Annotated in this window: 23 protein-coding genes; 2 read left to right on the top strand and 21 right to left on the bottom strand. The window is 46.4% G+C overall.

Translation table 11 applies throughout. The features are described 5' to 3' along the window. Positions 1 to 10: 10 nt before the first annotated feature. From BMX69_RS03135 to BMX69_RS03090, 10 genes are all read right to left on the bottom strand, one after another. Positions 11 to 1,042, bottom strand: coding sequence for an ATP--guanido phosphotransferase (locus BMX69_RS03135; protein WP_100041534.1), 1,032 nt, complete (start codon positions 1,040 to 1,042; stop codon positions 11 to 13). Next, complete coding sequence (locus BMX69_RS03130) at positions 1,035 to 1,619, bottom strand: UvrB/UvrC motif-containing protein (RefSeq protein ID WP_054789846.1); 585 nt, start codon at positions 1,617 to 1,619, stop codon at positions 1,035 to 1,037. The genes BMX69_RS03135 and BMX69_RS03130 overlap by 8 nt, the downstream gene beginning before the upstream one ends. Before the next feature lie 22 nt (positions 1,620 to 1,641). Then, positions 1,642 to 2,028: a GntR family transcriptional regulator gene (locus tag BMX69_RS03125; protein WP_054789870.1), complete on the bottom strand. Its 387-nt coding sequence runs from the start codon at positions 2,026 to 2,028 to the stop codon at positions 1,642 to 1,644. Between the two features lie 225 nt (positions 2,029 to 2,253). Then, positions 2,254 to 4,101: a cadherin-like beta sandwich domain-containing protein gene (locus BMX69_RS03120; RefSeq protein WP_054789845.1), complete on the bottom strand. Its 1,848-nt coding sequence runs from the start codon at positions 4,099 to 4,101 to the stop codon at positions 2,254 to 2,256. 24 nt (positions 4,102 to 4,125) lie between these two features. Next, positions 4,126 to 6,441, bottom strand: a complete 2,316-nt coding sequence (locus BMX69_RS03115) for a dockerin type I domain-containing protein (protein WP_100041533.1) — start codon at positions 6,439 to 6,441, stop codon at positions 4,126 to 4,128. Between the two features lie 255 nt (positions 6,442 to 6,696). Further along, positions 6,697 to 8,109 carry an oxaloacetate decarboxylase subunit alpha gene (locus BMX69_RS03110; protein WP_054789843.1) on the bottom strand — a complete coding sequence of 471 codons (1,413 nt, stop codon included), beginning with the start codon at positions 8,107 to 8,109 and terminating at the stop codon, positions 6,697 to 6,699. A gap of 67 nt (positions 8,110 to 8,176) precedes the next feature. After that, on the bottom strand, positions 8,177 to 9,325 hold the full coding sequence (locus BMX69_RS03105) for a sodium ion-translocating decarboxylase subunit beta (protein WP_054789842.1): 1,149 nt from the start codon (positions 9,323 to 9,325) through the stop codon (positions 8,177 to 8,179). 56 nt (positions 9,326 to 9,381) lie between these two features. Beyond that, a complete protein-coding gene (locus BMX69_RS03100) occupies positions 9,382 to 9,810 on the bottom strand; it encodes a biotin/lipoyl-containing protein (protein WP_054789841.1) in 429 nt (142 codons plus the stop codon). A 21-nt stretch (positions 9,811 to 9,831) separates the two neighbouring features. Further along, on the bottom strand, positions 9,832 to 10,602 hold the full coding sequence (locus BMX69_RS03095; RefSeq protein WP_054789840.1) for an OadG family transporter subunit: 771 nt from the start codon (positions 10,600 to 10,602) through the stop codon (positions 9,832 to 9,834). A gap of 17 nt (positions 10,603 to 10,619) precedes the next feature. Continuing rightward, positions 10,620 to 12,074 carry an acyl-CoA carboxylase subunit beta gene (locus tag BMX69_RS03090; protein WP_054789839.1) on the bottom strand — a complete coding sequence of 485 codons (1,455 nt, stop codon included), beginning with the start codon at positions 12,072 to 12,074 and terminating at the stop codon, positions 10,620 to 10,622. A gap of 301 nt (positions 12,075 to 12,375) precedes the next feature. Between BMX69_RS03090 and BMX69_RS03085 the strand changes: the two genes are divergently transcribed. After that, on the top strand, positions 12,376 to 12,918 hold the full coding sequence (locus tag BMX69_RS03085; protein ID WP_100041532.1) for a beta-class carbonic anhydrase: 543 nt from the start codon (positions 12,376 to 12,378) through the stop codon (positions 12,916 to 12,918). A gap of 87 nt (positions 12,919 to 13,005) precedes the next feature. On the opposite strand, the gene BMX69_RS03080 is transcribed toward BMX69_RS03085, so the two are convergent. Continuing rightward, positions 13,006 to 14,343, bottom strand: a complete 1,338-nt coding sequence (locus tag BMX69_RS03080) for a CitMHS family transporter (protein WP_100041531.1) — start codon at positions 14,341 to 14,343, stop codon at positions 13,006 to 13,008. Positions 14,344 to 14,470: 127 nt separating this feature from the next. Continuing rightward, the gene (locus BMX69_RS03075; RefSeq protein WP_242941342.1) at positions 14,471 to 16,648 is read right to left on the bottom strand and encodes an ATP-binding protein; all 2,178 of its coding nucleotides are present in this window, start codon (positions 16,646 to 16,648) and stop codon (positions 14,471 to 14,473) included. Positions 16,649 to 16,745: 97 nt separating this feature from the next. On the opposite strand from BMX69_RS03075, the gene BMX69_RS03070 reads away from it, so the two are divergent. Continuing rightward, positions 16,746 to 17,432 carry a response regulator transcription factor gene (locus BMX69_RS03070; RefSeq protein ID WP_025232121.1) on the top strand — a complete coding sequence of 229 codons (687 nt, stop codon included), beginning with the start codon at positions 16,746 to 16,748 and terminating at the stop codon, positions 17,430 to 17,432. Here the strand turns inward: BMX69_RS03070 and citC are convergent. The 9 genes from citC to BMX69_RS03025 all read right to left on the bottom strand — a co-directional run bounded on the left by citC (position 17,422) and on the right by BMX69_RS03025 (position 25,887). After that, positions 17,422 to 18,450 (bottom strand): [citrate (pro-3S)-lyase] ligase, encoded by a 1,029-nt coding sequence (gene citC / locus BMX69_RS03065; protein WP_100041530.1) that lies wholly within the window; start codon positions 18,448 to 18,450, stop codon positions 17,422 to 17,424. The two genes, BMX69_RS03070 and citC, sit on opposite strands and share 11 nt — an antisense overlap. Continuing rightward, positions 18,438 to 19,349: a triphosphoribosyl-dephospho-CoA synthase CitG gene (gene citG, locus BMX69_RS03060; protein WP_054789836.1), complete on the bottom strand. Its 912-nt coding sequence runs from the start codon at positions 19,347 to 19,349 to the stop codon at positions 18,438 to 18,440. The genes citC and citG overlap by 13 nt, the downstream gene beginning before the upstream one ends. A gap of 3 nt (positions 19,350 to 19,352) precedes the next feature. Further along, positions 19,353 to 20,915 carry a citrate lyase subunit alpha gene (gene citF, locus BMX69_RS03055; RefSeq protein WP_100041529.1) on the bottom strand — a complete coding sequence of 521 codons (1,563 nt, stop codon included), beginning with the start codon at positions 20,913 to 20,915 and terminating at the stop codon, positions 19,353 to 19,355. Between the two features lies 1 nt (position 20,916). Beyond that, positions 20,917 to 21,816, bottom strand: a complete 900-nt coding sequence (locus BMX69_RS03050) for an aldolase/citrate lyase family protein (RefSeq protein ID WP_054789835.1) — start codon at positions 21,814 to 21,816, stop codon at positions 20,917 to 20,919. Then, on the bottom strand, positions 21,813 to 22,115 hold the full coding sequence (gene citD / locus BMX69_RS03045; RefSeq protein WP_025232116.1) for a citrate lyase acyl carrier protein: 303 nt from the start codon (positions 22,113 to 22,115) through the stop codon (positions 21,813 to 21,815). Before citD ends, BMX69_RS03050 begins: the two co-directional genes overlap by 4 nt. 104 nt (positions 22,116 to 22,219) lie before the next feature. Continuing rightward, a complete protein-coding gene (citX, locus tag BMX69_RS03040; protein ID WP_054789834.1) occupies positions 22,220 to 22,753 on the bottom strand; it encodes a citrate lyase holo-[acyl-carrier protein] synthase in 534 nt (177 codons plus the stop codon). A 39-nt stretch (positions 22,754 to 22,792) separates the two neighbouring features. Beyond that, positions 22,793 to 23,368 (bottom strand): hypothetical protein, encoded by a 576-nt coding sequence (locus tag BMX69_RS03035; protein WP_100041528.1) that lies wholly within the window; start codon positions 23,366 to 23,368, stop codon positions 22,793 to 22,795. Between the two features lie 134 nt (positions 23,369 to 23,502). Next, positions 23,503 to 24,348, bottom strand: a complete 846-nt coding sequence (locus tag BMX69_RS03030) for a YitT family protein (protein ID WP_092247553.1) — start codon at positions 24,346 to 24,348, stop codon at positions 23,503 to 23,505. Between the two features lie 222 nt (positions 24,349 to 24,570). Then, a complete protein-coding gene (locus BMX69_RS03025) occupies positions 24,571 to 25,887 on the bottom strand; it encodes a D-alanyl-D-alanine carboxypeptidase family protein (protein ID WP_100041527.1) in 1,317 nt (438 codons plus the stop codon). Positions 25,888 to 25,904: the final 17 nt, after the last annotated feature.

Below are 25,904 nucleotides of genomic sequence, written 5' to 3'. Positions count from 1 at the left end.
AATCCTCCTGTCATAGTTCCGGCAATTCTCTCCGGATAAATTCCGCCCTGGCTCCATCCAGTTCTTCCTTGCTTAATGGGCGGTCTGAAAGCTTCTGCAGATTCGCCGGCTGGATTCCAAGCATCAAGCGGTAGACGGAAAAATCTTCCTCCGTATGGATCAGGCCGTCTGCCAGCCCTGCCATGATCTGTGATAGGAAAATCATAGCATCCCTGGAAGTCAGCCGTCTGGAGTATTTTAATACCCCATAGGATTTGTAAACTTCATCCTCTCTCTCTTCCCTGTGCCTTTGGAGAGAAAGCTTCCTCACCTGAAACTCCTGGTTGGTCAGCTGGATCGCTGCCTTTGTAACGGTATCGATTATTTCCCGCTCCGTCTGACCCAGGGTTTTCTGGTTTGATATCTCATAAAGGGAACCGAAATTCTCATCCCTTTCCCCATAGACGCCCCGGACAGAAGCTCCGAAGCGGCTCATATCGCTGATAAGCCCCTGGAACTTTTTCCCTTGGGACAGCATGGGAAGGTGAACCACCACCGATGCCCTTAAGCCGGTCCCCATATTCGTGGGAAACGAGGTGAGATAACCGTAACGGTCATCAAATGCATAAGCAAACCGCTCATTGATATAATCATCGATCTTATCTGCCCTTTCCCAAAGCTCCTCTAAGTGAAGGCCCATCTGGAGAAGCTGGATCCGGATGTGATCATCGCAGTTAAGCACGATTCCGGTGTCTTCATTCTCTGATATAAAAATACCGGCAGGCTTTTTGTTTAAAACAGCTGCGGAATTAAGAGCTCTCCGCTCTTTAAGGGCCACCCGGTCCAGCTCTTCCAAGTCCGAAAGCATGGAAAATTCAAAATTCCGGCCTTCTTCCTTGCCTAAATCCTTTAAGCCGAACTCCAGCCTGCGGACCATCTCTTCGCCTTCTTTTTCACTAAGCGCAGAAGGAAACTGGTAATCCTGCCAGTTTCTTACCAGACGGATCCGGCTGCTTATCACTCCAGGCCGACCAGTGTCCTTCTGTTCAAACCATCTAAGCATCTGTCTCATTTCCTTTCTTCAGCTCTCTTATCTTATCGCGGCAAACAGCTGCCGTTTCATAATCCTCAAATCGCAGGGCTTCCTTTAATTTGGCATCCCACTGAAAGATTTCCTCATAGTTGGCAGCGCTTTCCGGGTCTATTGGTGCCCCCGCAGAGCGGACGTTCCCATGGCCGGCCGGATCCATACTGTCCTGCCTCTGGTAAACCGGTGTTTTTCCCGTGTGAATAAGATTTCCATGAAGCTGCTTTAAACTGTCCTCCATAAGGGGACCAAATACGCTGTAGCAATCTGCACAGCCAAATCTGCTGTCTCTTACAAATTCATCGTAACCGGTCCCGCAGGTCGGACACAGGATCTGATGGAGCTTATCTGGCTCCTGATCCTTATCTTCTATTCCCAAAAGGCCGGAAAGCAGCTTTCCTAAGGGAAATTCCCCGTCAAAAATAGCTGCATACACTCCAAAATCCATCTCTTTCGCACATTGGGCACAAAAATGGTGCTCTTTCTTCGTGCCATTTACAACTTCTGTATATTGTATATTTGCTTCGCGAATTTTACATTTCTCACATAACATAAAAAACCTCCAATCCAGTGAATCACTCTTCCCCCTGGCCCCTTAAAAACGACTGGAATATCTCATCAACCAGCTGGTGAACCTCTTCACATGATATATTCTTACAGACTCCTCTGGCAAGCACAACTCCTAAATCTTTGCGCATTTCATCAAGGACCTGGATTTTATCCACGTCCAGCGATACTACGGCCCCTTTACGGCGGTCCAGCTTGACAAATCCTTCCTGTTTCAGCACAGAGTACGCCTTATTTACCGTATGCATATTAATCCCTATGTTGTCGGCCATCTGGCGCACGGAAGGCAGGGGGTCACCTTCTCTTATACTTGACCTGGCGATTCCTATGATTATCTGGTTCCGAAGCTGAATGTAAATCGCTTCATCACTGTTAAAATCAATTTGTAAAAACATATTTTCACCATCTTTCGTTATACCTGTTATACACATAATAGCACAATCCATCGCCTTTTTCAACACTAAAAATCATCTGGCATCATTCCCCATTTTATACGTCATCTGCGCTCTGTCTAAACAAACCGGAGGTTCCGTACCGTATGTTAAAAACCAATAACGAAAGAACAAAAGCACCTTCATTCAGGTGCTTTCGTCATTGTTAATTCAATTGTTTAAAGTACTTTAATCATCTAAGTCCAAATACTCAAAGTCGTCTTCGTCCTTATCTGGCTCTTCCGTTTCCGAAAAGTCATCCGGCTCCTTATGGGCAGGCATTGAAACGCCCTTTTTCCTTGGTTTCCCGGAATTCCCTTCACCGGAAGATTTAAGATCCCGTTCAAAATCTTCCAGACTGGTTTCTTCTATGAAATCATCCTCTTCGAAATCATCCTCTTCCCGGATTTCTTGTTCTGCATCATCTGCATAAAGAGGCTCGTCCAAGGTTTCTTCCTGGTATTCCGGATCCAGTTCGGTTTGGGAGTTTTGTCTGTCAAACTCTTCCCTGCTGTATCGTTTGATCTTGCTTGTTGGAATTTCTTCCTCCGGCTCTGCCCACAATCGGTTATCCTCCGGTTCTTGTTCTTTTCCTTTTCCAGACCTGCCGTTGCCGGGCCGGCCGTTGCCGGATCCGTTTCCTTTTCTTGCAAGGACGATGACTGCAACAAGCAATCCAAGGGCAACAACGCTCACTCCAATGAGAAGGTAGAGCTGCCTGTAGTAATCCTTAGCCAGCTGATCATATGTGTTGGCCATTTCCACATACTTACTATTGGAAACTCCGGAAGCATAGTATCTTTGAATGGTCTTTTCTGAAATATCATAACGGTAGAAATGTTTTTCTCCGTTCCAGTTCATTGCATAGAATAGGCAATACTGAGGCTCAGCCTCTGAGTTTTCTACCCAGCCGGTCACTCGCGCGCCGTCGATATCGGCCTGCCGTTCATGGAAGCCTTCCGGCACAACCGTATCCTTATCAAGAGGAATGATGACAATGGCCTTTGCTACGGTCTCAACCTGAACGAACTGGGCCCAGGAATCTGAACCTTCATTGTAAATGTAGAATCCGCCGTTTCCTCCGGAATCCTTTAAATAAAGCAGAAGCAGGTCTTTTTCCAGTCCTTTTCCAGCCATGACTTCTGTTCCTTTATAGGAATAGGTCTCAGACTCAAAGCCTTCCGGAAGCGTTGATTCATCAAAGGATGAAGCAATGCTGTAATCGGTTCCGTTAATGGTCACCACTGCTTCGCCGAATTCGGCCTCAGACGTTTCTGTATTTCCGCCTGTAGTCGGGGCGGTTTGTCCCCCATCTGCTTTATTAACCTGAATTGTATAATTTTTAACGGTCTGCCCATCTTCTGCAGTTACCTTGATAACCACCTGGTTTGCACCGGACTTTAAGCCCTTTTCTCCCTGAAGTGCTACATGGGCGCCTGCATTGGCTGCCACCGCATTTACTACCAGGTCCGCTATGTTTCCATCTACCTCTGCCGTATAGCTTTCTACAGACGCAGAAAACGCCGGAGTCAGGGTCCCTGGGGAAATCTTTAATGATTTAAGCGTTGCATCCTTTGAATATGTGGCAGGAGATGTTACCTTGACCGTTGAACTCCCCTGCTTGCTTAAAGAAAGTGTCTGGGAATCCACATCATAGATTTCCTGGGAGGTCACGTTGATCTGGGTATTTCCTGCCTGCAAAGCCTTAAACTTTAAGGTAAAGCTAAAAGTTTTCTGATCGGCAGAATCCATGGTTCCCAGGACCTTAATAGCTCCTGCTCCGCCATTTGCATTGGTTCCGCTTACAAACTCCAAAATATTCGGATCATAAGACAGCATGACCTCCGCCGTACCTAAGGCACTGTCACTGGTCACTTTCATGTTTACTGTTACTTCGTTTCCCACCATGACCGATGGGTCAGAAAACGCGATCTTAGCATCTGCGGCCCAGGATACCAGCCGTCCGGCAGGACAGGATATGGCAATCACACAGGCCAGCATCAGACCGGCCGTTAGTTTTTTCAGTTTCCTATTCATATTGTCTCCTATTTCTGTTGGACTTTAAAGTCCGAGGATTTTTTTCTGCAAAAGCAGAAGATCCTGTGAATTCACCTTGCCGTCTCCATTTAAATCAGCTGCCAGCTTGCCCTGCTCAGGTATGGTTTCCAATCCCAGAAGGTATCGCTGAAGCTTCAGTACATCAAGGCTGTTTATTTTTCCATCCCCGTTAATATCTCCTATTCCATAGGCGGAGGACTGGCCGGCGGCCGGAGCCTGGGGCTGCTGGGGACTGCTTGTGGCGGCTTCCGTCACTTTGATGTCAGTTCCAGGTCCCTGGGCTATGACTCCCGTGGAAGTCTGAACGGAAATGCCTGTGGAACCGTCAGGAGCTATGGATACATTGCTTCCTCCCGGTGTTCCTGCATGATCCGTACCGGAAGAATTTGATACTCCTGGGCCTGTGTTGCTGCCAGGGCCGGAAGAAGAATTGCCGCCGGAGCCGGAACTTGTTCCGGTACCAGCGCCTGAGGAATAAGTCGGGCCGTTGTTCTGGCGCACCACATGAAGGACGTATTCCCTGACACTTCCATTTTGAGCCGTAATCGTCACCTTGATATCATTATTGCCGCTTGAAAGCGCAATGGTACCTGTCCCTTTGACAGATGCCAAGGAACTTAAGGCGGTTGCATTCACATTGATGCTTGATACTCCGGGATCCACAATCAAATCGTATGCAAGAGTATCGCGGCTAAAGGTGGGAGTCATGACAAATCCTTCCACGCTCAAACCGGACAGCTTATTGTTTGGATTGCCGTCGCCGGTAGGCTGGCTGCAGGCGTTATCAGGCATGTTGTTATAAATTGGTATCTTAAACTCAAGCTCTGTCTGTTTCATATCGCTGTTATAAGCTTTTGAATAAACAGCACCCTCTGATGCAGCTCCCTGTACATTGGTCATATACTGGTGTTTATATAAATTAGACCCCTGTACGTTAAACTTCTTCAGATAAAATGTATCCTGCCCAACTTTTACATAGTTATTACCATAATAGAAAGCTCCGCCTAAAATTGATTTTTCAGGAGAATTCCATGGTCTTTCATAATTGCCGGACTGGGACGCCCACCATAAACCTCTTTGCACCGCAGTCATAGTTCCTGACTGATATGCTTCAATATTAAAAAAATTATAATATCCTTGGTAACCGGATTCTGTTCCTGAAATGCTTTTGCCTGTACCGGAAGATCCCTGCTCCTGAATGATCATAGCTGCAAGGACATAAGGGTTCACCCCTGACTGAGAAGCCGCATTCATGATCATATTCACATAGGCGCTGCTGCCTGAAACTGTTCCAGTGGTATTGGAATTGGTATCGGATGAGGAAGGCCCCGTAAGGCTGGCTCCCGGTCCGTATTCCATAACGATAGGAAGGTTTTTAGGCGTTATGGAAGCTTGCGGCCCTTCCAGACTGGCCTTTCCTGAATCGGAATTGGACTCCGATCCCGCCCCCGGGTTAGTAGCCGCTCCCGGCCCAATGGCCGCACCTGGCCCTATGACCGTGCCGCCGCCGGAAGAACTGTCCGTATTACCAGAGTTACTGCTTCCGCCGGAAGATTCGCCGGATAGAAACGTACCCTTTACCATGGTTTTTAATCCCTCTGCCGTATGCTTATTGCTGTCATATGTATGGGTCATAAACTGGAAGACATTGGTCTCATCAAGGAAATTCCTGGGGTCCATATAATATCTTACAATGTCTTCAGAAGCGGTGACCCAGGTGCTTCCGTCATAACCGATCCATGTGCTGGTATCCCAGTTATATGCGCCATCTACTGTGGACTTCCAGGATGACAGGCTGTTAGTGTGGACCAGAGTTTTTCCTGCCTGGCTTTCTTCCTTAATAGCCGTGTTCCAGTCCAGGTTTGTATGCTGGGCGCGGAATACCCACTTGGGATACTGGGCATGCAGCGCACGAAGCTTTGTCTTATAGCTTTCCGGAAATCCTTCCGCCGTAAGCCGGGACTCAAAATCCGCATCATTGGTATAAGAGGCGGGAAACTTAAGATAGCTTTTGGAAACATATCCGGTAACCGTCTGGCCGCCGGAACCGGACACACGGATCTGATACCAGAGCGCTCCATCCGATGCGTTCTTCTCATCGATCACCGTAACCGATGCCCCGTTTGTTAATTTTGTAACAACTGAATAGGTCGTCCCCGGGCCGCTTCTCACATTTAAAGTGGTGGCATTGACCGTCGCTGCCTTTTCCGTATAAGCATAAGCATTTATGTATGGCGAAACCGCTCCCATGTAAGAATCCATCACCAGGACGCTGGCCAGAATGACGGCCATCTTACGAGCTTTTTTATACTTTTTCATCTGTTTCTCCCAATATGTCCTCTTGTATTTAATAAATTTCCAATTACATGTAAATTATACATTTATTTATTATAATGACAAATGATACCATGTGTCAACTGAATCAGGTAAAGTTCAGACAAATGGAATTATTTGTAAGAAAATCTTTATACTTATAAGAGAATGTCTTCGGTATCCCAGCTCCTTTGCTCCTCCTCTTCATTTTCCTATAAAGAAAAAATGGTCTCCCAAAATTGGGAGACCATTTTTATGAAGCTATACCGGATAAGCCTTATTTTCTTTATCTGCCAGAGAAGAGTCCACGCCGGTCTGCTGTGCGGCCCGGTACTGGAAGAATTCCTTGGCAACCGTTGGGAACAGGGCATAGGAAAGTACGTCTTCATCCTGCTGTTTCCACTGTGCGCAGTCCTTCTCAAACTGAGGAAGCTGAGGAGGAATCAAATCGGCCGGGCGGCAGGTGATCGGCGTCTCATCACCGATGATCTTCTTCTGGACTTCTTCATTAAATGGTTTAACCGTCTGTCCGAATTCGCCCATAAAAATTTTCTTTGTCTCTTTCGTTACCATTTTATAACGTTCACCGCTAATAACATTTAAAACGGCCTGGGTACCGACGATCTGGGAAGATGGGGTAACCAGAGGCGGTTCTCCAAAGTCTTTTCGTACCTTTGGAATCTCCTGCAGCACTTCCATGTATTTGTCTTCCTGACCGGCTTCCTTTAACTGGCTCACCAGGTTAGAAAGCATGCCGCCAGGTACCTGATACTGAAGGGTCTTAATGTCTACGCCCAATACCTTTGGATTTAAGCGTCCGTTCTTTAACGCTTCCTCTCTGATCGGCTGGAAGTATGCACAGATTTCTGCCAACAGGTTCTGATCGTAGCCCGTGTCATAGGGCGTATCGCGGAAGGTCTCAACCATAACCTCAGTCGCCGGCTGGCTGGTTCCAAGAGCAAGGGGAGACATTGCGGTATCGATGATATCACAGCCTGCTTCAACTGCCTTTAGATAGGTCATGGAAGCAACGCCGGAAGTATAGTGGGTGTGTAAGTCAATCGGAAGCTTTGTGGATTCTTTTAATGCCCGTACCAGCTCATCCGCCTTGTAGGGTGTTAAAAGACCTGCCATGTCCTTGATACAGATGGAATCGGCACCCATATCCTCGATCCTCTTTGCTATGTCCTTCCAGTAATCCAGGGTATAGGCTTCCCCAAGGGTATAGCTTAAAGCTACCTGCGCATGTCCTTTTTCTTTATTGCAGGCAGTCACTGCGGTCTGTAAGTTGCGAAGATCGTTAAAGCAGTCAAAAATGCGGATAATATCAATGCCGTTAGCCAGAGATTTCTGGACAAAATACTCTACCACGTCATCGGCATAATGGTTGTATCCCAGGATATTCTGTCCCCGGAACAGCATCTGCAGCTTTGTGTCCTTAAACCCATCCCTTAATTTTCTAAGCCTCATCCAGGGATCTTCCTTTAAGAAACGCAGGCATGCGTCAAAGGTTGCACCGCCCCAGCACTCTACCGCATGATAGCCAACCTGATCCATCTTCTCTATGATGGGAAGCATCTGCTCGGTTGTCATTCTTGTAGCAAACAAAGACTGATGAGCGTCACGAAGGACTGTCTCTACAATCTTAACCGGCTTTTTCTCTATTTCTGCCATTGTCTTACCTCCAGGTTTGTTCATTCTTCTGTTTACCGGAAAGGCTTAACGCCTTTCCAGGGAAAAGTTACCTAACTCCGAATATTGCCATAAATGTACCGGCCGCAACTGCAGTACCGATAACGCCTGCCACGTTTGGTCCCATGGCATGCATCAGAAGGAAATTGGTAGGATCTGCCTCAGAGCCAACCTTCTGGGACACGCGGGCTGACATGGGAACCGCAGATACGCCTGCAGAACCGATAAGAGGATTCACCTTACCGCCGGAAACCTTGCACATCAGCTTTCCAAACAGCACGCCGGCGGCTGTTCCTACTGCAAATGCCACCAGGCCTAAAATAACGATCTTGATGGTGTTCATATTTAAGAAGGCTTCAGCGCTGGTCGTCGCACCTACAGAAGTTCCTAACAGGATGACCACGATATACATCATGGCATTGCCTGCAGTTTCTGTTAACTGCTTTACCACGCCGGATTCTTTAAATAAGTTTCCTAACATCAGCATGCCCACCAGGGGAGCCGTTGTGGGAAGAATGAGACATACGACCGTTGTTACGATGATCGGAAATAAGATCCTCTCAAGTCTTGATACAGGACGAAGCTGTTCCATCCGGATCTTTCTCTCTTTTTCCGTGGTCAGAAGCTTCATGATCGGCGGCTGGATAATGGGTACCAGCGCCATATAGGAATAAGCCGCAACCGCAATGGGGCCCATAAGGGAGGTCATTCCCAATTTTCCTGCAAGGAATATGGAAGTCGGTCCGTCGGCTCCACCGATGATTGAGATGGCAGCTGCTGCCTTATCGTTAAAGCCCATAAAAATAGCCAGAAAATAAGCGGTATAAATACCGAACTGGGCAGCCGCTCCTAACAGAAAGCTCTTTGGATTGGCAATTAAAGGCCCAAAATCCGTCATGGCACCTACACCCATGAAAATCAGGGGTGGCAGGATGCCCCATTCATCCAGCTTAAAGAAATAATTCAGCAGTCCACCTCCGGAGCCATCTGGTCCAGCCTCCTTCATAATATCCGGGTAGATATTAACCAACAGCATACCAAAGGAAATCGGTACCAGCAGCAGGGGTTCAAAACCTTTTCTGATAGCCAGATATAAAAATATAAAGGCTACAAGAATCATGATCATATTCCCTGCGGTCAGGTTAAAAAATGCGGTCTGCTGAAGAAGATTTGTAAATGTATTACTTATATAATCCATGTTAATCCCTCCATATGAAATCCGCTCTGTTTATCTTTACAGCGGATTCTTCCGTACTAGTTTAATGTAGCCAAGGTTGCTCCTGCTTCTACTGAGTCACCGGTCGCTACATTAACACTGGCAACGGTTCCATCGGAAGGTGCTACGATTTCGTTCTCCATCTTCATCGCCTCAAGAAGAACCAGCACATCTCCACGTTTCACTGCCTGTCCCGGATTTACCTTAAGTCCAAGGATCTTGCCTGGCATGGGAGCCGCTACCTTTAGATTGCCTTCTGAGCCGACGTTTGCCGCCTTCACAGGAGCAGCCGGTGCAGGTGCTGCCGGTGCAGGCGCTGCCTTCGGTGCAGAGGGAGCTGGTGCGGCTGGTGCAGAAGGCGCAGGTACCGATGGCATCTTCGCTGCTGCCGGTGCACCTGTGGTTAAGCCTTCTTCTACGGTTACTTCATAAACATTCCCATTCACTGTAATTGTATAGTTTTTCATGATGTTAATCCTCCTGATTGATTAAGCTTTTTTCCATTTACCAGATGGCGCCCGTCTGATCGAGCGGACCACCAGGCCGCTTGGCGAGCTCCCTTCAGATGCCGCAATTGCCGCAGTAATTACTGCTACCAGCTCTAAGTCATCCACAAGTTCTTCGTTCTCTTCTGCCGCAGGGACAGAAACTTCGGGGAGGGGTACGGGAGCAGGCTCCTGTGCCTTCCCGTTTATCTTATCTTCAAGCTTTCCGATATACTGGAAGCAGCCGATAAGCCAGCTGATGAAAATCAGCACAATAAAGACGGTTCCCATTCCCATCAGGGTATTGAACACGGCTTTTTCCATCCGTTCACCTAATGTATATTCCGGCACAAATGCCACACTGGTGACCTTCGTTAGTTTTGAATCCGTTGTAATGGAAAATTCCATATTTCTCTTTTCAAATACTGCATTAATTGTAGCACTGTATCCATGATCTATGGCCTCTACCTTCACCGTATCGCCGATTGATACCAGAGCACCAAGCTCACGCTTTATATTCTCCCAGGAATCCACACCTTCAGCCAGGGCAGCATACTCATCCTGGGACTGCATGTTCTTCTTAAATTCAGGAACCTGGCTGTCCTCAAGACCGGTATACAGCTCCAGGAAGGAACCGGGAAGCTGTTCCATCTGCGTCTGGATCCTTACATCGATTTCTTCGGCTGCGGTATCGGCTTTGCTGCATGCAGATAATGAAAAGAGGCAGGCTGCCATAATAAGTCCCAATGCTACTCGTTTCATATTCAGTTTCATATACCTGTCACCTCATTCTAAATCGTGCCATGTTTTTTTGCCGGACGATCCTCTCTCTTTGTGAACAGCATCTCAAATGCCGCTATGACCCGTGCTCTTGTTTCGCTGGCATCTATGATATCATCAACATAACCTCTCTTTGCCGCAGAAACGGCACTGGACTGAAGCTGCCTGTAGCTTTCTGACTGATCGCTGATTAATGCTTTTCCATCCTCAGCCTTTGCAATCTCATCCGCATACATGATTTTTACCGCTTCAGCCGGTTCCATCATGCCGATACAGGCCGACGGCCAGGCATAAACTATATCTGCTCCAATGGACTTGCTGTTCATGGTCAGATAGGCGGTTCCAAGGGCCTGACCGAGAATAACCGTTACCTTTGGGACTGTGGCATTGGCAAAGGCATAGGTAAGCCCTGCAGCCGCCCTGGCAATCTTTTTCTCGGAGCATTTGGTTGTTTCATACCCTTTTACATTTACAAGGGTAAGTACCGGAATACTGAATGCATCACAGAAATGAATAAATCTTGCAGCCTTTTCACAACCCTGCCCGCTTAAAAGAGCATCATATTCCCCAGTCTTAACGCCGCTTTCATTATAGGATTCCGTTCTGTTTGCAACACAGCCCACTGTCATGCCATTTAAACGGATAAAACCGGTTACCATGGAAGCTGCATATTCCTTCCTGGTCTCCATAAAGAACTGATTATCGGAAATCTGAGCCAATGCAATCGCCGTATCCCCAACATAATTTTCCAGATCGGAGCATATACGGTTTAAATCGTCATTGCACTCATCATAAGACATGTCATCTTCACTGTTGGCAGGAAGAATGGATATGAGAGTTCTGATATTATTTATAATGTCATCCGCATCTCCCGCAAAATCCACCATGCCGGTTTCCCTGCTTTGGAAATCCGCGGAAGCAGTGTTGCATTTTTCTGTATAATTTCCCTGAATGGCATTGGGGGAATTGACAAATAATCTGCCGCCCTTTGTTTCCATAAAGGTAAAGTCAGACATTGCTGCAGAAACGGCCATGCCGCCGCCACAGGTTCCGAATATTGCTGTTATCTGAGGGATTACTCCGGAGGCCAGAGTCTGACTCATATAAATTTCACCAAGTCCGTTAAGAGAATCGGTTGCTTCCTGAAGCCTTAAGCCCGCGCAGTCAACCAGACCAATCACCGGTGCGCCGGTCTTCATAGCCATGGTGTAGAGCTTTGTAATCTTTCTTGCATGCATTTCACCTACTGAGCCACCCAGAACCGATGCCTCCTGGCTGTATACATAAACAAGACACCCCTCAATGGTACCATATCCGGTAACAACACCGTCAGCAGGAGTTTCTTTTGCCGTCATGTTGAAGTCTGTGTTCCTTGCGGTAACATAGCCGCCAACTTCAACAAAACTGTTCTCATCAAGCAAGGCATGAATCCGGTTGCTTGCCGAGTTTTTCGTTGAATTACTCATTTTGCAATCCTCCATTTTGTAATTTTTCTACAGTCATTTGTTAAACAATTAACAAAGTCCTATGCAATAACACCAATTTCTGCCAATTATAATTGTATAACTAATTTAAGTAAATTTCAAGTACCAGGCAGTGCATTTTTTGCATTAAATCAAAATTCTAAACTTTAAATTCAGCACAATTCAAACAAACCAAGGGAAGAATTCCCGATAAAACAAACTAAACAATCTTTAAGACAGTATTTTATCCAATATTAAGGTTTCTCCTCTATCATTGGCCTATATGATAAAGAGGAGGCAGATTATGATTCGAGAAATTTTAAAGCACAATGATGTTTTTGTAAACAACGGTACTTTTAAATCCTTTGCTTCAAACAAATGTCCCAGAAAAAAGCTTGCCATACTAACCTGCATGGATACCCGGCTGGTAGAGCTTCTGCCGGCCGCACTTGGAATCCACAACGGAGATGTAAAGTTAATAAAAAATGCAGGCGGCTTGATCTTAGATCCATTTGACAGCACAATCCGCAGCCTGCTGATCGCTGTTCTGGAATTCGGCGTGGAAGAAATCATGGTTATCGGTCATACCGACTGCGGTGCAGCCGTTCTGTCGCCGGAAACCATCATCGCCCATCTGATCCAGAGAGGCATAAGCATGGAAACCATACTCCGGCTGAAAGAGGAGGGACTGGACTTTGAATCCTGGTTTCAGGGCTTTGAAGACACGGAAACCGCCGTTCAAACATCCGTTACCCTGATTAAAGGCCATCCTCTCATGCCATCTGATGTAGCGGTTCAGGGCTTTGTAATGGATATTACCTGCGGCAGGCTGGATCAGGTTTCCTGATCCTTACATAGGAAAGAAAGATGCCGGAATCAAATTCCGGCGTCTTTCCCATTTAATTATATTTTAGGATTTTATATCAGGAATCTATTATAAGGTCAGTACACCGAGTAAAAGTCCGGCTACCAGACATACCATACTCACTCCCCATACCCACAGGAAGCAGGTCTTAATATGATCTTTGATCTCCACACCCGCCAGGCCGATTCCCAGGAATGTGGCCGGCACAACAGGGCTTATGAAGGTTGCGCAGTTCCGGCAGACCACCATGGTGATGGCAGTTTGGGCAGGATCTACGCCAAATTTGCTTCCTATCCCGATCAAAACCGGAAGGAGACCATAGAAATAGGAATCCGTACAGAACAATAAGGTCAGCGGAACGGACAGTACTCCGATGATAAGCGGCAGAAAACGACCCATGGACTGAGGGATAAATGCAGCCATTGCGTTTGCCATGTAATTCATAATCTCACTGTCTTCCAATACTCCAAGGAATACACCGGCTGCCAGAATGGTAGATGCCATCATAAGGCCAGGACCGGCGTGGGACTTAATGATCTTATTTTGAAGCTTCGCACCAGGATAATTGACTAAAAGTGCTGCGACACATCCTATCATAAAAATAAAATATGACGGCATCGGCATGAAAACAAGAGCTATAATAACAACTAAAGTCAGGATTACGTTGAAAACAAACAGCTTTGGTCTTGCAAGCTCTCCCAGATCGGAGGCAGAGGCACTCTCTTCCAATGCTTCGTAATCATCAATTACAAGAGTGCTATTGGCTCCTGCCCCTCTCTTCTTTTCAACAACTCCCCAGAAAAACGCGGTAAACAGGGCAACTACAATACCAACCGCCTGCATCGGCAAAATCTTCATCCAAAGGACATTAGCTTCTACCTCCAATACGGAAGCAGCACGCATGGTCGGACCGCCCCATGGAAGCAGGTTCATAACACCCATGGAAGTAACGCATATTAAAAGCAGCGTTGTCGGACGCATTTTCAATTTCTTATAGATCGGCAGCATGGCTGGAATGGTAATTAAGAACGTAGAAGCTCCGCCTCCGTCCAAATGGCCGATTATGGCGATAATGCTGGTCATAAATGCCACACCTACTACATTGTTCCCCACTTTTTTCATAAGCGCATCAATGATGCGGTCAAACATTCCTGCATCCGTCATAATTCCGAAAAACAATACGGAAAATATGAACAGCGCAGCGGTCGAGTGTACCCCGGATACCCCCTTGGAAATAAATTTCCCCACTTCACTGACTGTGAAGGTTCCGGTCAAAACCAGGATCAGCGCACTTACGCTGGATACACCGATAAATGCCAGCGCCGGAACAGTAACATTCCTCAGCAGTAAAACAATGATCATGATAATGGTTGCAAATCCTAATAATGCAAGCATTGTCTCATTCATGTTTTCTTCCTCCTCTTTACTTTTTATTTATAGGAACAGTATAAAAGCCTAACCTTACACTCTTCCTCCTTCTCTCTTTCATTTCTTTAAGAGAAAAATTAATAGTTGTTAAGATTAGGCTTTTCTTTTAAATTCTTTCCTTACAGTTCTTTACTGCTTTTAAAATCACGGAGTCAGAAACCGGTTTATCGATGTATTCATCAATGATTTTCCGTTTCTTGGCCTCCAGGATTTCTCTCGTTACCCGGTCCGTCATAATGATCCGGATAATATCCGGATACTTTCCCTGAAGGGACATATAAAAATCGGTGCCGCTTTTCCCGGCAATTTCCTGTTCCGTTACAATGGCATCGATTTCCTGTTCCTTTAGTATTCTTCTGGCCTCTTCAAAATCCATGCAGGCTGTCAAGGGCACATGAAGCCTGCTGAAACTTTTTTCCAGAAGACGTAATACTTTTGGATTATCGTCGATGACCAGAAGTCTTAAAGAGTCCCCGCTTTCCTCCCCGGTTTCCTGCTGCCCTTCCTGCTCTTTCTGTTCATTCACAGGAAGGAAAATATGAAAGACACTGCCTTCTCCCAGTCTGCTTTCCGCAAAAACATATCCTTTGTGAGAATGAATGATCTGCTCCACCAGAGAAAGGCCAAGGCCCGTTCCGGTCCCATTTTTCTTTGTTGTAAAAAACGGATCAAAAATCTGCTTTAACATCTCTTCGCTCATGCCTTCCCCGTCGTCTGCAATGTCAATCCGCAGGTAATAGTTCCACTCCTCTGAAACTGCGGTGAGCTTGTATTGTTTTAATTCTTCCGAACTTACTTTGCTTCCGTTTATGGTTATGGTTCCTTCCCTGTGGCCGATGGCATGAATAGCATTCACACAGATGTTTAATATGACCTGATTCATCTGGGTTTCGTTTCCCAGAAAACATTCACCGGATAAGACAATTTCTTTCTTTAAATGCACATGGGCGGGGCATACGGAACTTACCATTTTTATGGCACGGTTCAGTACCTTTGCGGCGTTTATGTTTTTATAGGCGGTCTCCATATTTTTCCGGCTTAAGGATGAGATCTGCTGGATAATTTCTTTTGCCTTTCTGGAGGCTTCATAAATCTCTGACGCACTGTCATAATTTTCCTCCCCCTCCGGAAGTCCATACATCAGCAATTCGGAATATCCCATGATCGGAGTCAGTAAGTTGTTAAACTCATGGGCAATGCCGCCGGTCATGGTTCCCATAATCTGAAGCCTCTGCTGATGGGCAATGGTTTCTTCACTCTGATGCATTTCTTCTAAAATTTTATTTAGCTCCCAGAGATAGGCGATCTCTTCCGTGTCCTTTTTCTTCTGGACCCGCAGATCCCCGATATAAAGCACCATTCCAAGGAGTACGGAAACAATTCCTAAAAAGACAAGGCCCAGCTTGAAAAATCCGGCTGCAACCGGGATATAAATATCATTGTAGTCAATCACTGCACTGACTACCAGAAATCCGTTTCCAATGACAGCCGGTGAATAAGCGCTGACCTTTTTCACCTCCGGAACCCCCGGATCCAGCCACCAGTAGGAATAATACTCGGAGACCCCTGCCTCTCCTCTGTTCTGGTTTTCTATCATTTGCTGCAGGCTGGTTAAATCCTTGTCAGGAAACATCTCCTGCCTGCCGGAAATCACATTGATCCCCCACTGGCTTTCCTGAGGGTGAATGAGGATGATCCCTTTCGAGTCCTTGATTACCACATACCCATTAGTTCCCAGGCGGATATTGGAAACAAGGGAATTGTAATAATTCTTTTCATTTAAGATCATGGAAAGGGTTCTGCCGTCAGGAAATATTTTCCTTAAAATCAAATACATTTCTCCATTATTCAGTTTGCACTGCCGGAAGCTCACATCCTGGCTGATCTCTGTTACAGAATAAGTATCAGTCACCCCATATCCATTGACACTTTTTAATAAACTTCCATCCTGATCCTCCAGAATAACATCAAAAACAAACCGGCTGTGTTTCGTCACATAGCTCTCTAGTATACTCCATTCTTCCCTGCCTGTCTTTTTATAGTTCTCGTTTTCTATGTCGCACAGGGTGTTTAAATCTGCCTGATATCCTTCAATAAAAATCTTTAGATTTTCTCCCATGCTCTGGGTTGTCAAAAGCATCTGTTTCTTTTGATTATTTATAATCGTTTCTTTATATTCATCCCAGATGCTGAATACAAGACAACAGAAAATCAGCAGTATGGAGGCCATGGTACAAAACATGAAAACCGTCCCATATCTCTTATTTCTTTTTATTTTACTCATGAAATTATCCTCTATTTGCCTGTTCCTCATTGACTTGTCTCCGGGTTAATATTATAATAATTTTAGACTTTACATAAATTTTACTTAGGGGGAAGCTATGTCTGATAAAGTATTAATTGTGGATGACGATCCGGCGGTTTGCAAGTTATTGGAAAAAGTCATGCACAGCAATGATCTGGAAACCAGCGTTGCTGACAGCGGACTTACCGCACTGAATCAACTGAAAAACCACACTTACGATATGATCCTCATGGATGTAATGCTGGGCGATATGGAGGGCTTTGAGGTTATCAAACGTCTGCGAAGCCAGGGCATCCAGACTCCGGTTATGATCGTAAGCGGAAGAAACGAAGATTATGATTCCCTATATGGTCTTTCGGTCGGCGCAGATGATTACATAACCAAGCCATTCCGTCCCCTGGTGCTGGGAGCCAAGGTAAAGGCGTTAATCCGCCGCAACAAAAACCAGGTGCTGTACAGCTCGGATGTTCTGGAATGCGGATCTTTCACTTATAATACTTCCACCATGCGGTTTTATAAAAACGGAGAAGAGATTGTTCTTTCTTCCAAGGAGAGCAGTCTGATGCTCCTGTTTTTAAAGCATCCAGGCCAGGTATTTACAAAAGACATGATTTACGATCATGTGTGGGGAAACAGCGTTGCCGTAGACGATAATGCCATCATGGTATACATCAACCGCCTGCGTGGTAAAATCGAAGAAAACCGGCAGAAGCCGGTCCATATCGTAACAGTCAGAGGTCTTGGATACCGGTTTATCCCTTAGGCCTCTGGCCCTTTTTTTTCTTTTCAAGGTATTCCAATGTGGTTTCAGGCACCAGGTTTCTCATTCCTTCAAAGTCCCCCTTTTCATACCATTTCCGGACTTCAGTTGCACTGATTGCCTCTCCCCCGGAACGCTTCCTCTCGATTTCCATCACAGAAATCCCATGCCCGGGAAGGATCTTTTTCATCTCCTCATTGTAATGCCCGGTTACCGCGCATACCGGTTCTGTCCCCACGAAACGCGTTGTTATCTTAAGAGCCGGGGCGATGCGCTTGCCAAAAAGCTCTAAGTCCAGCTGGCAGCCAGCCTTTTCCCCCCGGACCTTCTCCTTTATGAAATAGGTCGGAAAGGTTGCTGCGGATATGACATAATCAGCTGCCTGATGAACGATCACCCGCGGCAGATCTCTTAGTCCCTCCTGCACCATAAAAAATCGTTCATCTGCTCCAAAACTGCTTCTGTTATCGGCAAGAACCATTACATGGACATAGTCACAGCAGGCAAGGGCCTGTTCTGCCAGATACCGGTGGCCGTAAGTAAATGGATTGCAGTTGGCAACGATGGAACCGATGACCATATCCGGGTTCAGAGCCTCCTTAGGAGACTCTGAGATCAGACGGTTTACAAACTCTTCAAACCCGTTTTTTCTGTTTTCCAAAAAAAGAACTTCATCGGTCATAAGAACCGGATAAAATCCAAGATCTCCAAACATCTCCCTGTTTTCCGGCTTTGTGTATATGAGAATATGGGACCTGCCGTTTTCAAATTCATACTGGGTCAGGGATGAGATGATCGTTCCGGATAAGCCAAACCCACGTGCGCTTTTATCAACCGCTATGCATTTTAAGACATTCTGTTCTGCTGAGCCGGTGGCCTGGATCCGGTAATTCTCATCAAGCAGGCATACGCTGTATTCGATTCCCTGGTCATAATCCAGATCATTCCGTTTTAAAAAATCCTTTAACAGTTCCAGCTCTTTTCCTTTTAACGGCCTTCCCTCCAGCTTTACGAATTCCATAGAAGCCTCCCCTTCACCGGCTCTTCTGCCAGATCATTCATAAAAATTGCAACAGCCAGAAGATCTGCACATCCTCCGGCACTTATATTTCCCTTTATAAAATCCGCGTCCATTCGTTTTAACGTCACCATGCTTTTGTCCCCGTAGGCCCCACCGGCAAGCAGGAAATTCCTTGCGATGGACTGAACCTTCAAAAGAACGGACGGATCATGTCTTGCAATGATGTTGGAGTCCTCTACCCTGCTCATAAGCATAAACAAAGTTTCCAGTTTGATCCGGTTCCAATCCCGGCCTTCCTTAACCCCTTTTGCCATGACAGGAAGGGCGATCCTGCATACGGAAGCATAACCGCTTATGGCCTCTCCCCTTGCACCGGTAAGCCCATATTGATTCAGATTTTTTTCTCCGTTGCTTGAAAACTCCTGCATCTCCTTTAATTCCTTTATTAGGGTCTCTCTTGCCATGGCCTGCTCCATTTCCACCAGATACTCTGTTGTCACGGTTCCATAAGTCTCTATGCAAGCCCCGGCGGCTGCACTTAAGATTCCCAGGTGAAAGATCAGTCCCTTATGAGTATTTACCCCTGCCGTAGCCTGATACATGGCTTCCTCTGCAGACAGACCGATCCGGCGGATGCGCTCAAATAACAACCTTGGCATGCGGGGAAGCCTCATGCCTTCTAAGGCCATGGAAACAAAATACGGCTCCAGGGCTTTGGCACTCTTTTCAAAGGAGATAACGTCCATATCTTTATGAGCGCCTGTGGAATACAAATCCACCAGGCCGGGCTTGGGAGTCGTATAAACCTCCTCAAGCATGGCCCGGTAAGCCAGGTTCCCAATGTGAAAAGCCGCCTCTTTCATTGTCTCTTTTGGTTTCACGCAAGAACTGCTAATCATTGTTTATTCTCCTGTAAACTGAAACTCCCTGATCTTACGCACCACATCCATGACGGTACCATCCCTGCTTTCGATGATACCTACCACCTTATCATCAAACTGCACCTTTTCCGGTTCTCCTGTAATGGAGTATGCGATGTCCCGCAGTTCCTCAATGGTCTTAAACGGCAGATCCACATCTTTCATACACTGGATTAAATCCTGCCTTCTTGGATTGACTGCAATGCCATAATCCGTAATCACCACATCAATGGATTCGCCGGGAGTCGTAACTGTTGTTACATCTGTGCAGACTGCCGGAATCCTTCCCTGCAGCAGCGGAGTAATCACTATGGTACATTTTGCTCCTGCCGCAGTGTCCGGATGCCCTCCCTGAGCGCCTGTAATCATGCCGTCAGAACCAACCACTACATTACAGTTAAAATTCACATCAACTTCCAGAGCAGCCAGGATCACAAAATCCAGCTTGTTGACAACAGCTCCCTTGTTAAAGGGATCCGCGTATTCCCCTGCACTGATTCGAAAATGCTTTGGATTCATGACGGATTCTACCGCATCCAGATCGAAATCCTGGGTATCTAACAGGGCATCCACCTGACCGTTCTCCAATAAGTCGCACATGGGTTTTGTCAGCCCTCCCACTCCGAAGCGCATACGCACATTTCTCTCCTTCATGATTTTTGCAAGAGAAATGGTGGAAGCGATGGAAGCTCCGCCAACTCCGGTCTGGTAAGAAAATCCGTCCTTAAAATACGGGGTATTCACGACAAAATTGGTGCAGTAATCAGCCATCATAAGCTTTCGCATATCTGTGGTTGGTTTTGCGGCTCCGGTAGCAATCTTATCCGGATTTCCGATCTCATCAACAACTACCACATAATCTACCTTTGTCATGGAAATATGGGCGGGGAAGTTTGGAAATGGAACCAGGCAGTCCGTGATTGCTACCACCTTATCCGCATAATCTGCATCCACCATGGAATAAGAGAGAACACCGCAATCGGATTTTCCGCCGATGCCCCGGCAGTTTCCATAATCATCGCAGGTGGGCGCACCGACAAATGCGATATCGATCCTAACCTCACCGGTTTCGATGGCACGGACTCTTCCGCCATGGGAACGCATAATGGCCAGGCCCTTTAATTTTCCTTCTGATATGGCCCTGCCGATCTTTCCTCTGACGCCGGAGGACTGAATCCCGGTAATGGTCCCATCCTCTATGTAATCCACCAGCTGATCATGGGCTTTTCCAAGGGAGCTTGCACAGATGGTAATATCCCTAATTCCCATGCTGTGGATCTCCTCCATTACCATGTTTACCACGTAGTCGCCTTCCCGGAAATGATGGTGAAAGCCCAGGGTCATGCCATCCCGGATCCCGCATTTCACCAGACAATCGTGAATGCTGTCCACCAGTTTGCTCCCTTCCGAATTAATCACGCATTTTGTCACAGGACCATCCTTTTTATACACGGATCCATCAAAGTGATGAACTCCCATAAAAGGTTCTTTTCCTGTGAGTTTTAAGATTTCTTCCGGAATATCTCTCCCTACTGCATTTATCATCTTACAATCCTCCTTTGTATACGCCAGAGGCCTTGGCAAGCTCTATGGTTCTCTTGGCTCCGTCATAGAACGCAATGTCGATCATTTTTCCGTCTACGATAAATACTCCGATTCCCTTTTCCCTTTTGTCCTCGATTTCCATAACCACCTTTTCTGCAAAGATGATATTCTTCTGTGCCGGAGTAAAGATATCATGGACAACCGGGATCTGGCGGGGATTGATAATGGATTTTCCGTCAAATCCCATCAGATGAATGGTTTCCACATCCCGCCGGAAGCCTTCCATATCATCAAGGTCCGTATAAACCGTATCAAAGCACTGGATCTTTGCCGCCCTGGCCGCAATGATCAAGTTCTGTCTGGCTCCCATCAGCTCAATTCCGGTTCCTGTAATATAGGTCTGTAAGTCTTTGGTATAGTCCCCGCCGGATAGTGCGATTCCAAACAGCCTCTCGGAAGCCTCACAGACATCCAGTGCTTTCACCACACCTCTTGCAGATTCTATGGCAGCCATAATGAGGGTCCTTCCTTCCGGAATGCCAAAATCCTCTTCTGCAGTCCGGATCTCTGCCTCCACTGCTATTACATCCTCAGGCCTTTCTGTTTTCGGGATCCGGATCGCATCACAGCCGCCTGCAACCGCACAGCGGATGTCCTCCTTCCAATAAGGAGTATCCAGTCCATTGATCCGGACTACCCGCTCGCAGCCCCTGTAATCAATCTCCTGAAGTGCATGATAAAGGGAAAACCTGGCTGCATCCTTCTGATTTTCTGCGACCGCATCTTCTAGATCCAGCATAATAGAATCCGGTTTATAAATATGCGGATCCTTAATGAGGCCTGGTTTTTGGGCATTTAAAAACATCATAGTTCTTCTGAGCCGTTTCTTATTCGGATTCATCGTTTTCTTCTGCCTCCCCAAAGAATATTTTCAAACTGGTCCGTGGAACGGGATACCGCACCTTCCACCCGCGCCTTTATGGTGCAATCCAGTGCTCCCTTATCAACAACCGTGATTCTCACATTGTCGATTCCCAGATTCTTAAGGGTCTCCATAATTACCTTCCGAATCCTGTTGCCATACTGGTTTATTACTGCGCTTTCCAGTACAAAATCGATTTTACCATCACCTGGCTCTACAGTCACCTGACAGTCGCTGGACTCCAATGTACCGGCCATGGCTGGTTTTTTAATTTCCATTTTGCTTAAAGCCTCCCTTTTATGTTCTATACTTTCATTTTAAAGGGAGAATCTTAACCAGGGAAAAATGGAATCTTAAAATTTATTAAGAAAGGGGCAGATTTTCATCTGCCCCTTTCGATCAACCAGGAATTTATCATACTCTCAACACGTCCATAAAGCTCCTCTACCGTATGGCTCCGGCTGCGGCCGCATAGCTTTGCATCCTTTTCACATATCAGACATCTGCGCACAGGGTATCCCAATTCCGCTCTGCCGATCCCGTTTACAGCCTCATCGTAAACGTCGATATCAAACAGCCTTCCAAGAGGATGGGTTTCTTCCATGTGAATCGTTATCTTTTTCACAAATAGAGGGTCCTGGCTTTTTACTGCATAGAGCTTTAAATAGCCGGCCTTCTCTTTTACCACGGTCTCTTCCGTCACAGTCAGCCCATGTTCCAAAAACAGGCGGTTAAGTGCTTCTCCCCCTGCGGAAAATGCCTGAAAGATACCTGGAGAGATTTTCCTCGGACCGGGAATGTTCATCCCAAGAGCCACAATCGTGGCTTCCTCATGCTTTTTATGAAGTGCTTCCTGCATACTTACTTTCTTTTCCCGGAAAGAAAGCATCTCATCTAAAGTCACATTTTCTTCCACTTTTGTCTTTTCCTTTTTATTTCCTGTTAAGGGTATTGCTTATTCCCTGATTTCTACTATTCCAAAGCTTCCGTCTGACCGTTCCTGAAAGATGATTTTCGATGCTCCTTCTCCCATGGTCACGCCTTTATCCGTCATGTTCAGAGAAACTGTATCCACATTGGCCACTGATACCATCAGATCATCTCCAAACACCATGTCAGGGTTCTGCTTAAATAAATCTTCCCGGTTTTTAAGGGTAATCGTCTCCTCATCCGCTGTTACGAAAACACAGGGATAAAACATCAGGCCTGCAAATGCTTCCAGATCCCGGTCTCCTACCGCTTCCTGAATCTTTTCGGCAAACGCCTCCACCTTTTTTCCCGCTCCAGTGCTTACTTCACTCTCCACGGCCTCTATTCCCGGCCCTGACTGATCCATTTCCTCTTCCGGAACTGCTTCCTCATCTCCTTGATTTGTCCCCGATCTCTCCATTTTTACGGCCGCAGTCTCTGTCTTTGCCGCTTCCGAAGGAGCTCCGCCCAAATCTGCAGCTTGCTTCCTGCCGCAGCCTGCTGTCAACAGCACAGCAAAAGCGACGGCAAAACAAAATAAACTGATTTTCTTTTTCAGCATTTCCTGGTTCCTCCCTGCGTCCATTTTCTAATCCGGGTTCAGTTTAGCACCTGCCAGACTGTTAAGTCAATAGGGTTTCTAAAACCGTAAACCTTAGTCATCTTTCCGTAAGATTCTCGTCTGTTCTTTATCCACTATTTATATTCTTTATGAAGGGTAAATCCCCTTCCCCGCACCTCATTGACCTGGTTAATGATCATGAATGCACTGGGATCAATCCCCATGACCAGTTCGTTCACCTTTGAAAGCTGTCTCCCGGAAATTACGGTAAGAACCGTAAAGGAAGCCGTTCTTAAATATCCTCCTTCGCTGGCAAGCAAGGTAGTTCCTCTGTCCATCCGGGATTGGATCGCCTGGCTGATCTCCTCATACTTTTCACTTATGATTTTTACCTGCATCTGGTTGCGGCCGATTAAGAGCACCTTATCAAGAACCGTGCTGTAGGTAAGCACCAGCAGGATTCCGTAAAGGATCTGCTCCTTATTGGAAAATAACATCTGTGACAGAAGGATCAGGCAGTCAAAGGCCGACATGGTCATAGATACGGACAGATTCATTTTTTTATTAAGGATCAGAGGGGGAATATCCATTCCTCCGGTGGAAGCGCCGGCCCGTATTACCATACCGATGCCCACGCCGATTAAAAGTCCGGAAAAAACAGTGGCCAGCATCCGGTCATCTGTCATAGCGGCCTGACCGAACAGATTTTCAAATACTCCTAATATAAACGGATAATAAAAAGTACTGATCATGGTTGTAAATGCAAACTGCTTTCCCAAAAAGAAGGCTCCCGCCACAAACATGATAATATTAAAGGCTCCGATAAAGGCAGCTACGGGAATGCCCAACTGGTGATGGGCCACCAAAGCAAGACCGGTTGTTCCGCCTGTGATCAGTCCCCCCGGCAGAATAAACAAGGATACGGCCAGAGCATAAATGGTATTGCCCACTAGCACTGTTGCGATCTTTTTCATATTCATACTTTTGTAATTTCCTTTCCTTGTATAAACAAACACTCTTAATATACCATGTGACAATGTTTTATACAATTTATTTTCTGCCGTTTATGTGAGGAATCCCTATGAAATATCAGTATCTCCCTTTAACCGGAATGTAATCCGGCTTGCCGTTAATAAAGAACAAAAAATGAGACGTAAGGGAACGTTTAAGATTCCTTACGCCTCATTCTTTTATGTATTCGGTCAGTTAGGGATAAGTCCCATAACTCCGGGCATGGATAAATATCTATTGAAAATATTTTTTATACACCAGGCCGTTGTCAGGCGGTCTGCTCCAGCCGTCAGATATACCGGATAGCTTTTTACGACCTCTCCGTTTAAGCGGTAAATAACAGTCCCCACCGTCTGCCCCTTTCGGACCGGAGCATTTAATTCCTTGGGAATCTCAGTCTGTACCGTGACCTCTTCCTCATCCGCCAAAAGGAGGGTTAAGCTCTTTTCTTCTTCTCCGCCTATGCTGCAGGATACCAGGACCGGTTCATCTAAGCGTCCTGAGGAAGGAATCCCCTCTTTTACGGGAATATCCGGAAGACTGACGTCTTCAAATACGTTCCTGTAATGAAAGCGTTCCATCCCGTATTGGAAAAGCTTTCTTGCATCTGACCATTTATAAGCCTTATGAGGCGGCCATCCGCAGCCTAAAAGGGCGATGGTATAAACTCTTCCCTCATCCTGGACAGCTCCCACATAAGAATAGCCGGCTCCTCCGGTAAACCCTGTCTTTCCTGAAAACGCCCCGTCCATCATGGCCAGAAGGGTATTGTGGTTATTGCAGGAAAAGAAACGTTTTCCTTCCAGATCAGCAAAGGCATAGCTTCTTGTTGCCGTAATCTCAAGGAATTCCTCTTTTTTGGGCGACTGGCCGATGCAGTAATTCATGATCCTGGCCAAATCTGTGGCTGTCGTGGAATGGATCTTCACCTGTCCATCCTTTTCTTCTTTGGCATCAAGCCCATTGGGTGTGATAAAATAGGTATCTTCGCAGCCTAAATCCCTGGCCTTCTGGTTCATCAGCCTGGCAAACCCCTCCTGGCTTCCTCCTATGTGCTCTGCGATCATCATGGCTGCATCATTATGGGATTCCAGCATCAGACTGTAAAGTAAATCCTTTAGCAGAAACGTCTCTCCCTTATAGACTCCTAAATGAACCTTAGGCTGGGAAGCCGCATTCTGGCTGGCAGTTACCGTGTCAGAAAGATTCCCGCTCTCCAGGGCGAGGATGCAAGTCATGATTTTTGTGGTGCTGGCCATGGGCCGGGCCAGATTCTCATTTTTTCCATATAAAACGCGGCCGGTTGAGGCATCCATCAAAACTGCTGATTGGGCATAAAGATTTAGCTCATCCTTTGTCTGAATCGTTGTATTTTTCTCTTCCCTCTCCTCTGTTACTGTTGTGTTTTCATTAACGGCCTCTTTTCCCGTCAGCCAGACCGCGGCAGCCCCTGTCCCTATAAGAAAGACAAAAGCTGCTGCCAGCAGGATTCCTATGGCATGCCTCATGAAAGAGCCTCCCCCAT

The sequence above is a fragment of the Lacrimispora sphenoides JCM 1415 genome (genome assembly GCF_900105615.1).
Taxonomy (GTDB): Bacteria; Bacillota; Clostridia; order Lachnospirales; family Lachnospiraceae; genus Lacrimispora; species Lacrimispora sphenoides.
This window is presented reverse-complemented; position numbering and strand designations above follow the sequence as displayed.

What these genes read in the sequence shown, in the direction of transcription:
- citF (WP_100041529.1), bottom strand. Translation starts at nt 20,915, where the DNA reads ATGATAAATGCAGTAGGGAGAGATATTCCGGAAGAAATCTTAAAACTC.
- BMX69_RS03130 (WP_054789846.1), bottom strand. Translation starts at nt 1,619, where the DNA reads ATGTTATGTGAGAAATGTAAAATTCGCGAAGCAAATATACAATATACA.
- BMX69_RS03080 (WP_100041531.1), bottom strand. Translation starts at nt 14,343, where the DNA reads ATGAATGAGACAATGCTTGCATTATTAGGATTTGCAACCATTATCATG.
- BMX69_RS03100 (WP_054789841.1), bottom strand. Translation starts at nt 9,810, where the DNA reads ATGAAAAACTATACAATTACAGTGAATGGGAATGTTTATGAAGTAACC.
- BMX69_RS03095 (WP_054789840.1), bottom strand. Translation starts at nt 10,602, where the DNA reads ATGAAACTGAATATGAAACGAGTAGCATTGGGACTTATTATGGCAGCC.
- BMX69_RS03025 (WP_100041527.1), bottom strand. Translation starts at nt 25,887, where the DNA reads ATGAGGCATGCCATAGGAATCCTGCTGGCAGCAGCTTTTGTCTTTCTT.
- BMX69_RS03090 (WP_054789839.1), bottom strand. Translation starts at nt 12,074, where the DNA reads ATGAGTAATTCAACGAAAAACTCGGCAAGCAACCGGATTCATGCCTTG.
- BMX69_RS03120 (WP_054789845.1), bottom strand. Translation starts at nt 4,101, where the DNA reads ATGAATAGGAAACTGAAAAAACTAACGGCCGGTCTGATGCTGGCCTGT.
- BMX69_RS03135 (WP_100041534.1), bottom strand. Translation starts at nt 1,042, where the DNA reads ATGCTTAGATGGTTTGAACAGAAGGACACTGGTCGGCCTGGAGTGATA.
- BMX69_RS03125 (WP_054789870.1), bottom strand. Translation starts at nt 2,028, where the DNA reads ATGTTTTTACAAATTGATTTTAACAGTGATGAAGCGATTTACATTCAG.
- BMX69_RS03070 (WP_025232121.1), top strand. Translation starts at nt 16,746, where the DNA reads ATGTCTGATAAAGTATTAATTGTGGATGACGATCCGGCGGTTTGCAAG.
- citD (WP_025232116.1), bottom strand. Translation starts at nt 22,115, where the DNA reads ATGGAAATTAAAAAACCAGCCATGGCCGGTACATTGGAGTCCAGCGAC.
- citG (WP_054789836.1), bottom strand. Translation starts at nt 19,349, where the DNA reads ATGATTAGCAGTTCTTGCGTGAAACCAAAAGAGACAATGAAAGAGGCG.
- BMX69_RS03030 (WP_092247553.1), bottom strand. Translation starts at nt 24,348, where the DNA reads ATGAATATGAAAAAGATCGCAACAGTGCTAGTGGGCAATACCATTTAT.
- BMX69_RS03115 (WP_100041533.1), bottom strand. Translation starts at nt 6,441, where the DNA reads ATGAAAAAGTATAAAAAAGCTCGTAAGATGGCCGTCATTCTGGCCAGC.
- BMX69_RS03075 (WP_242941342.1), bottom strand. Translation starts at nt 16,648, where the DNA reads ATGAGTAAAATAAAAAGAAATAAGAGATATGGGACGGTTTTCATGTTT.
- BMX69_RS03085 (WP_100041532.1), top strand. Translation starts at nt 12,376, where the DNA reads ATGATTCGAGAAATTTTAAAGCACAATGATGTTTTTGTAAACAACGGT.
- BMX69_RS03035 (WP_100041528.1), bottom strand. Translation starts at nt 23,368, where the DNA reads ATGCTGAAAAAGAAAATCAGTTTATTTTGTTTTGCCGTCGCTTTTGCT.
- citC (WP_100041530.1), bottom strand. Translation starts at nt 18,450, where the DNA reads ATGGAATTCGTAAAGCTGGAGGGAAGGCCGTTAAAAGGAAAAGAGCTG.
- BMX69_RS03110 (WP_054789843.1), bottom strand. Translation starts at nt 8,109, where the DNA reads ATGGCAGAAATAGAGAAAAAGCCGGTTAAGATTGTAGAGACAGTCCTT.
- BMX69_RS03050 (WP_054789835.1), bottom strand. Translation starts at nt 21,816, where the DNA reads ATGAATCCGAATAAGAAACGGCTCAGAAGAACTATGATGTTTTTAAAT.
- BMX69_RS03105 (WP_054789842.1), bottom strand. Translation starts at nt 9,325, where the DNA reads ATGGATTATATAAGTAATACATTTACAAATCTTCTTCAGCAGACCGCA.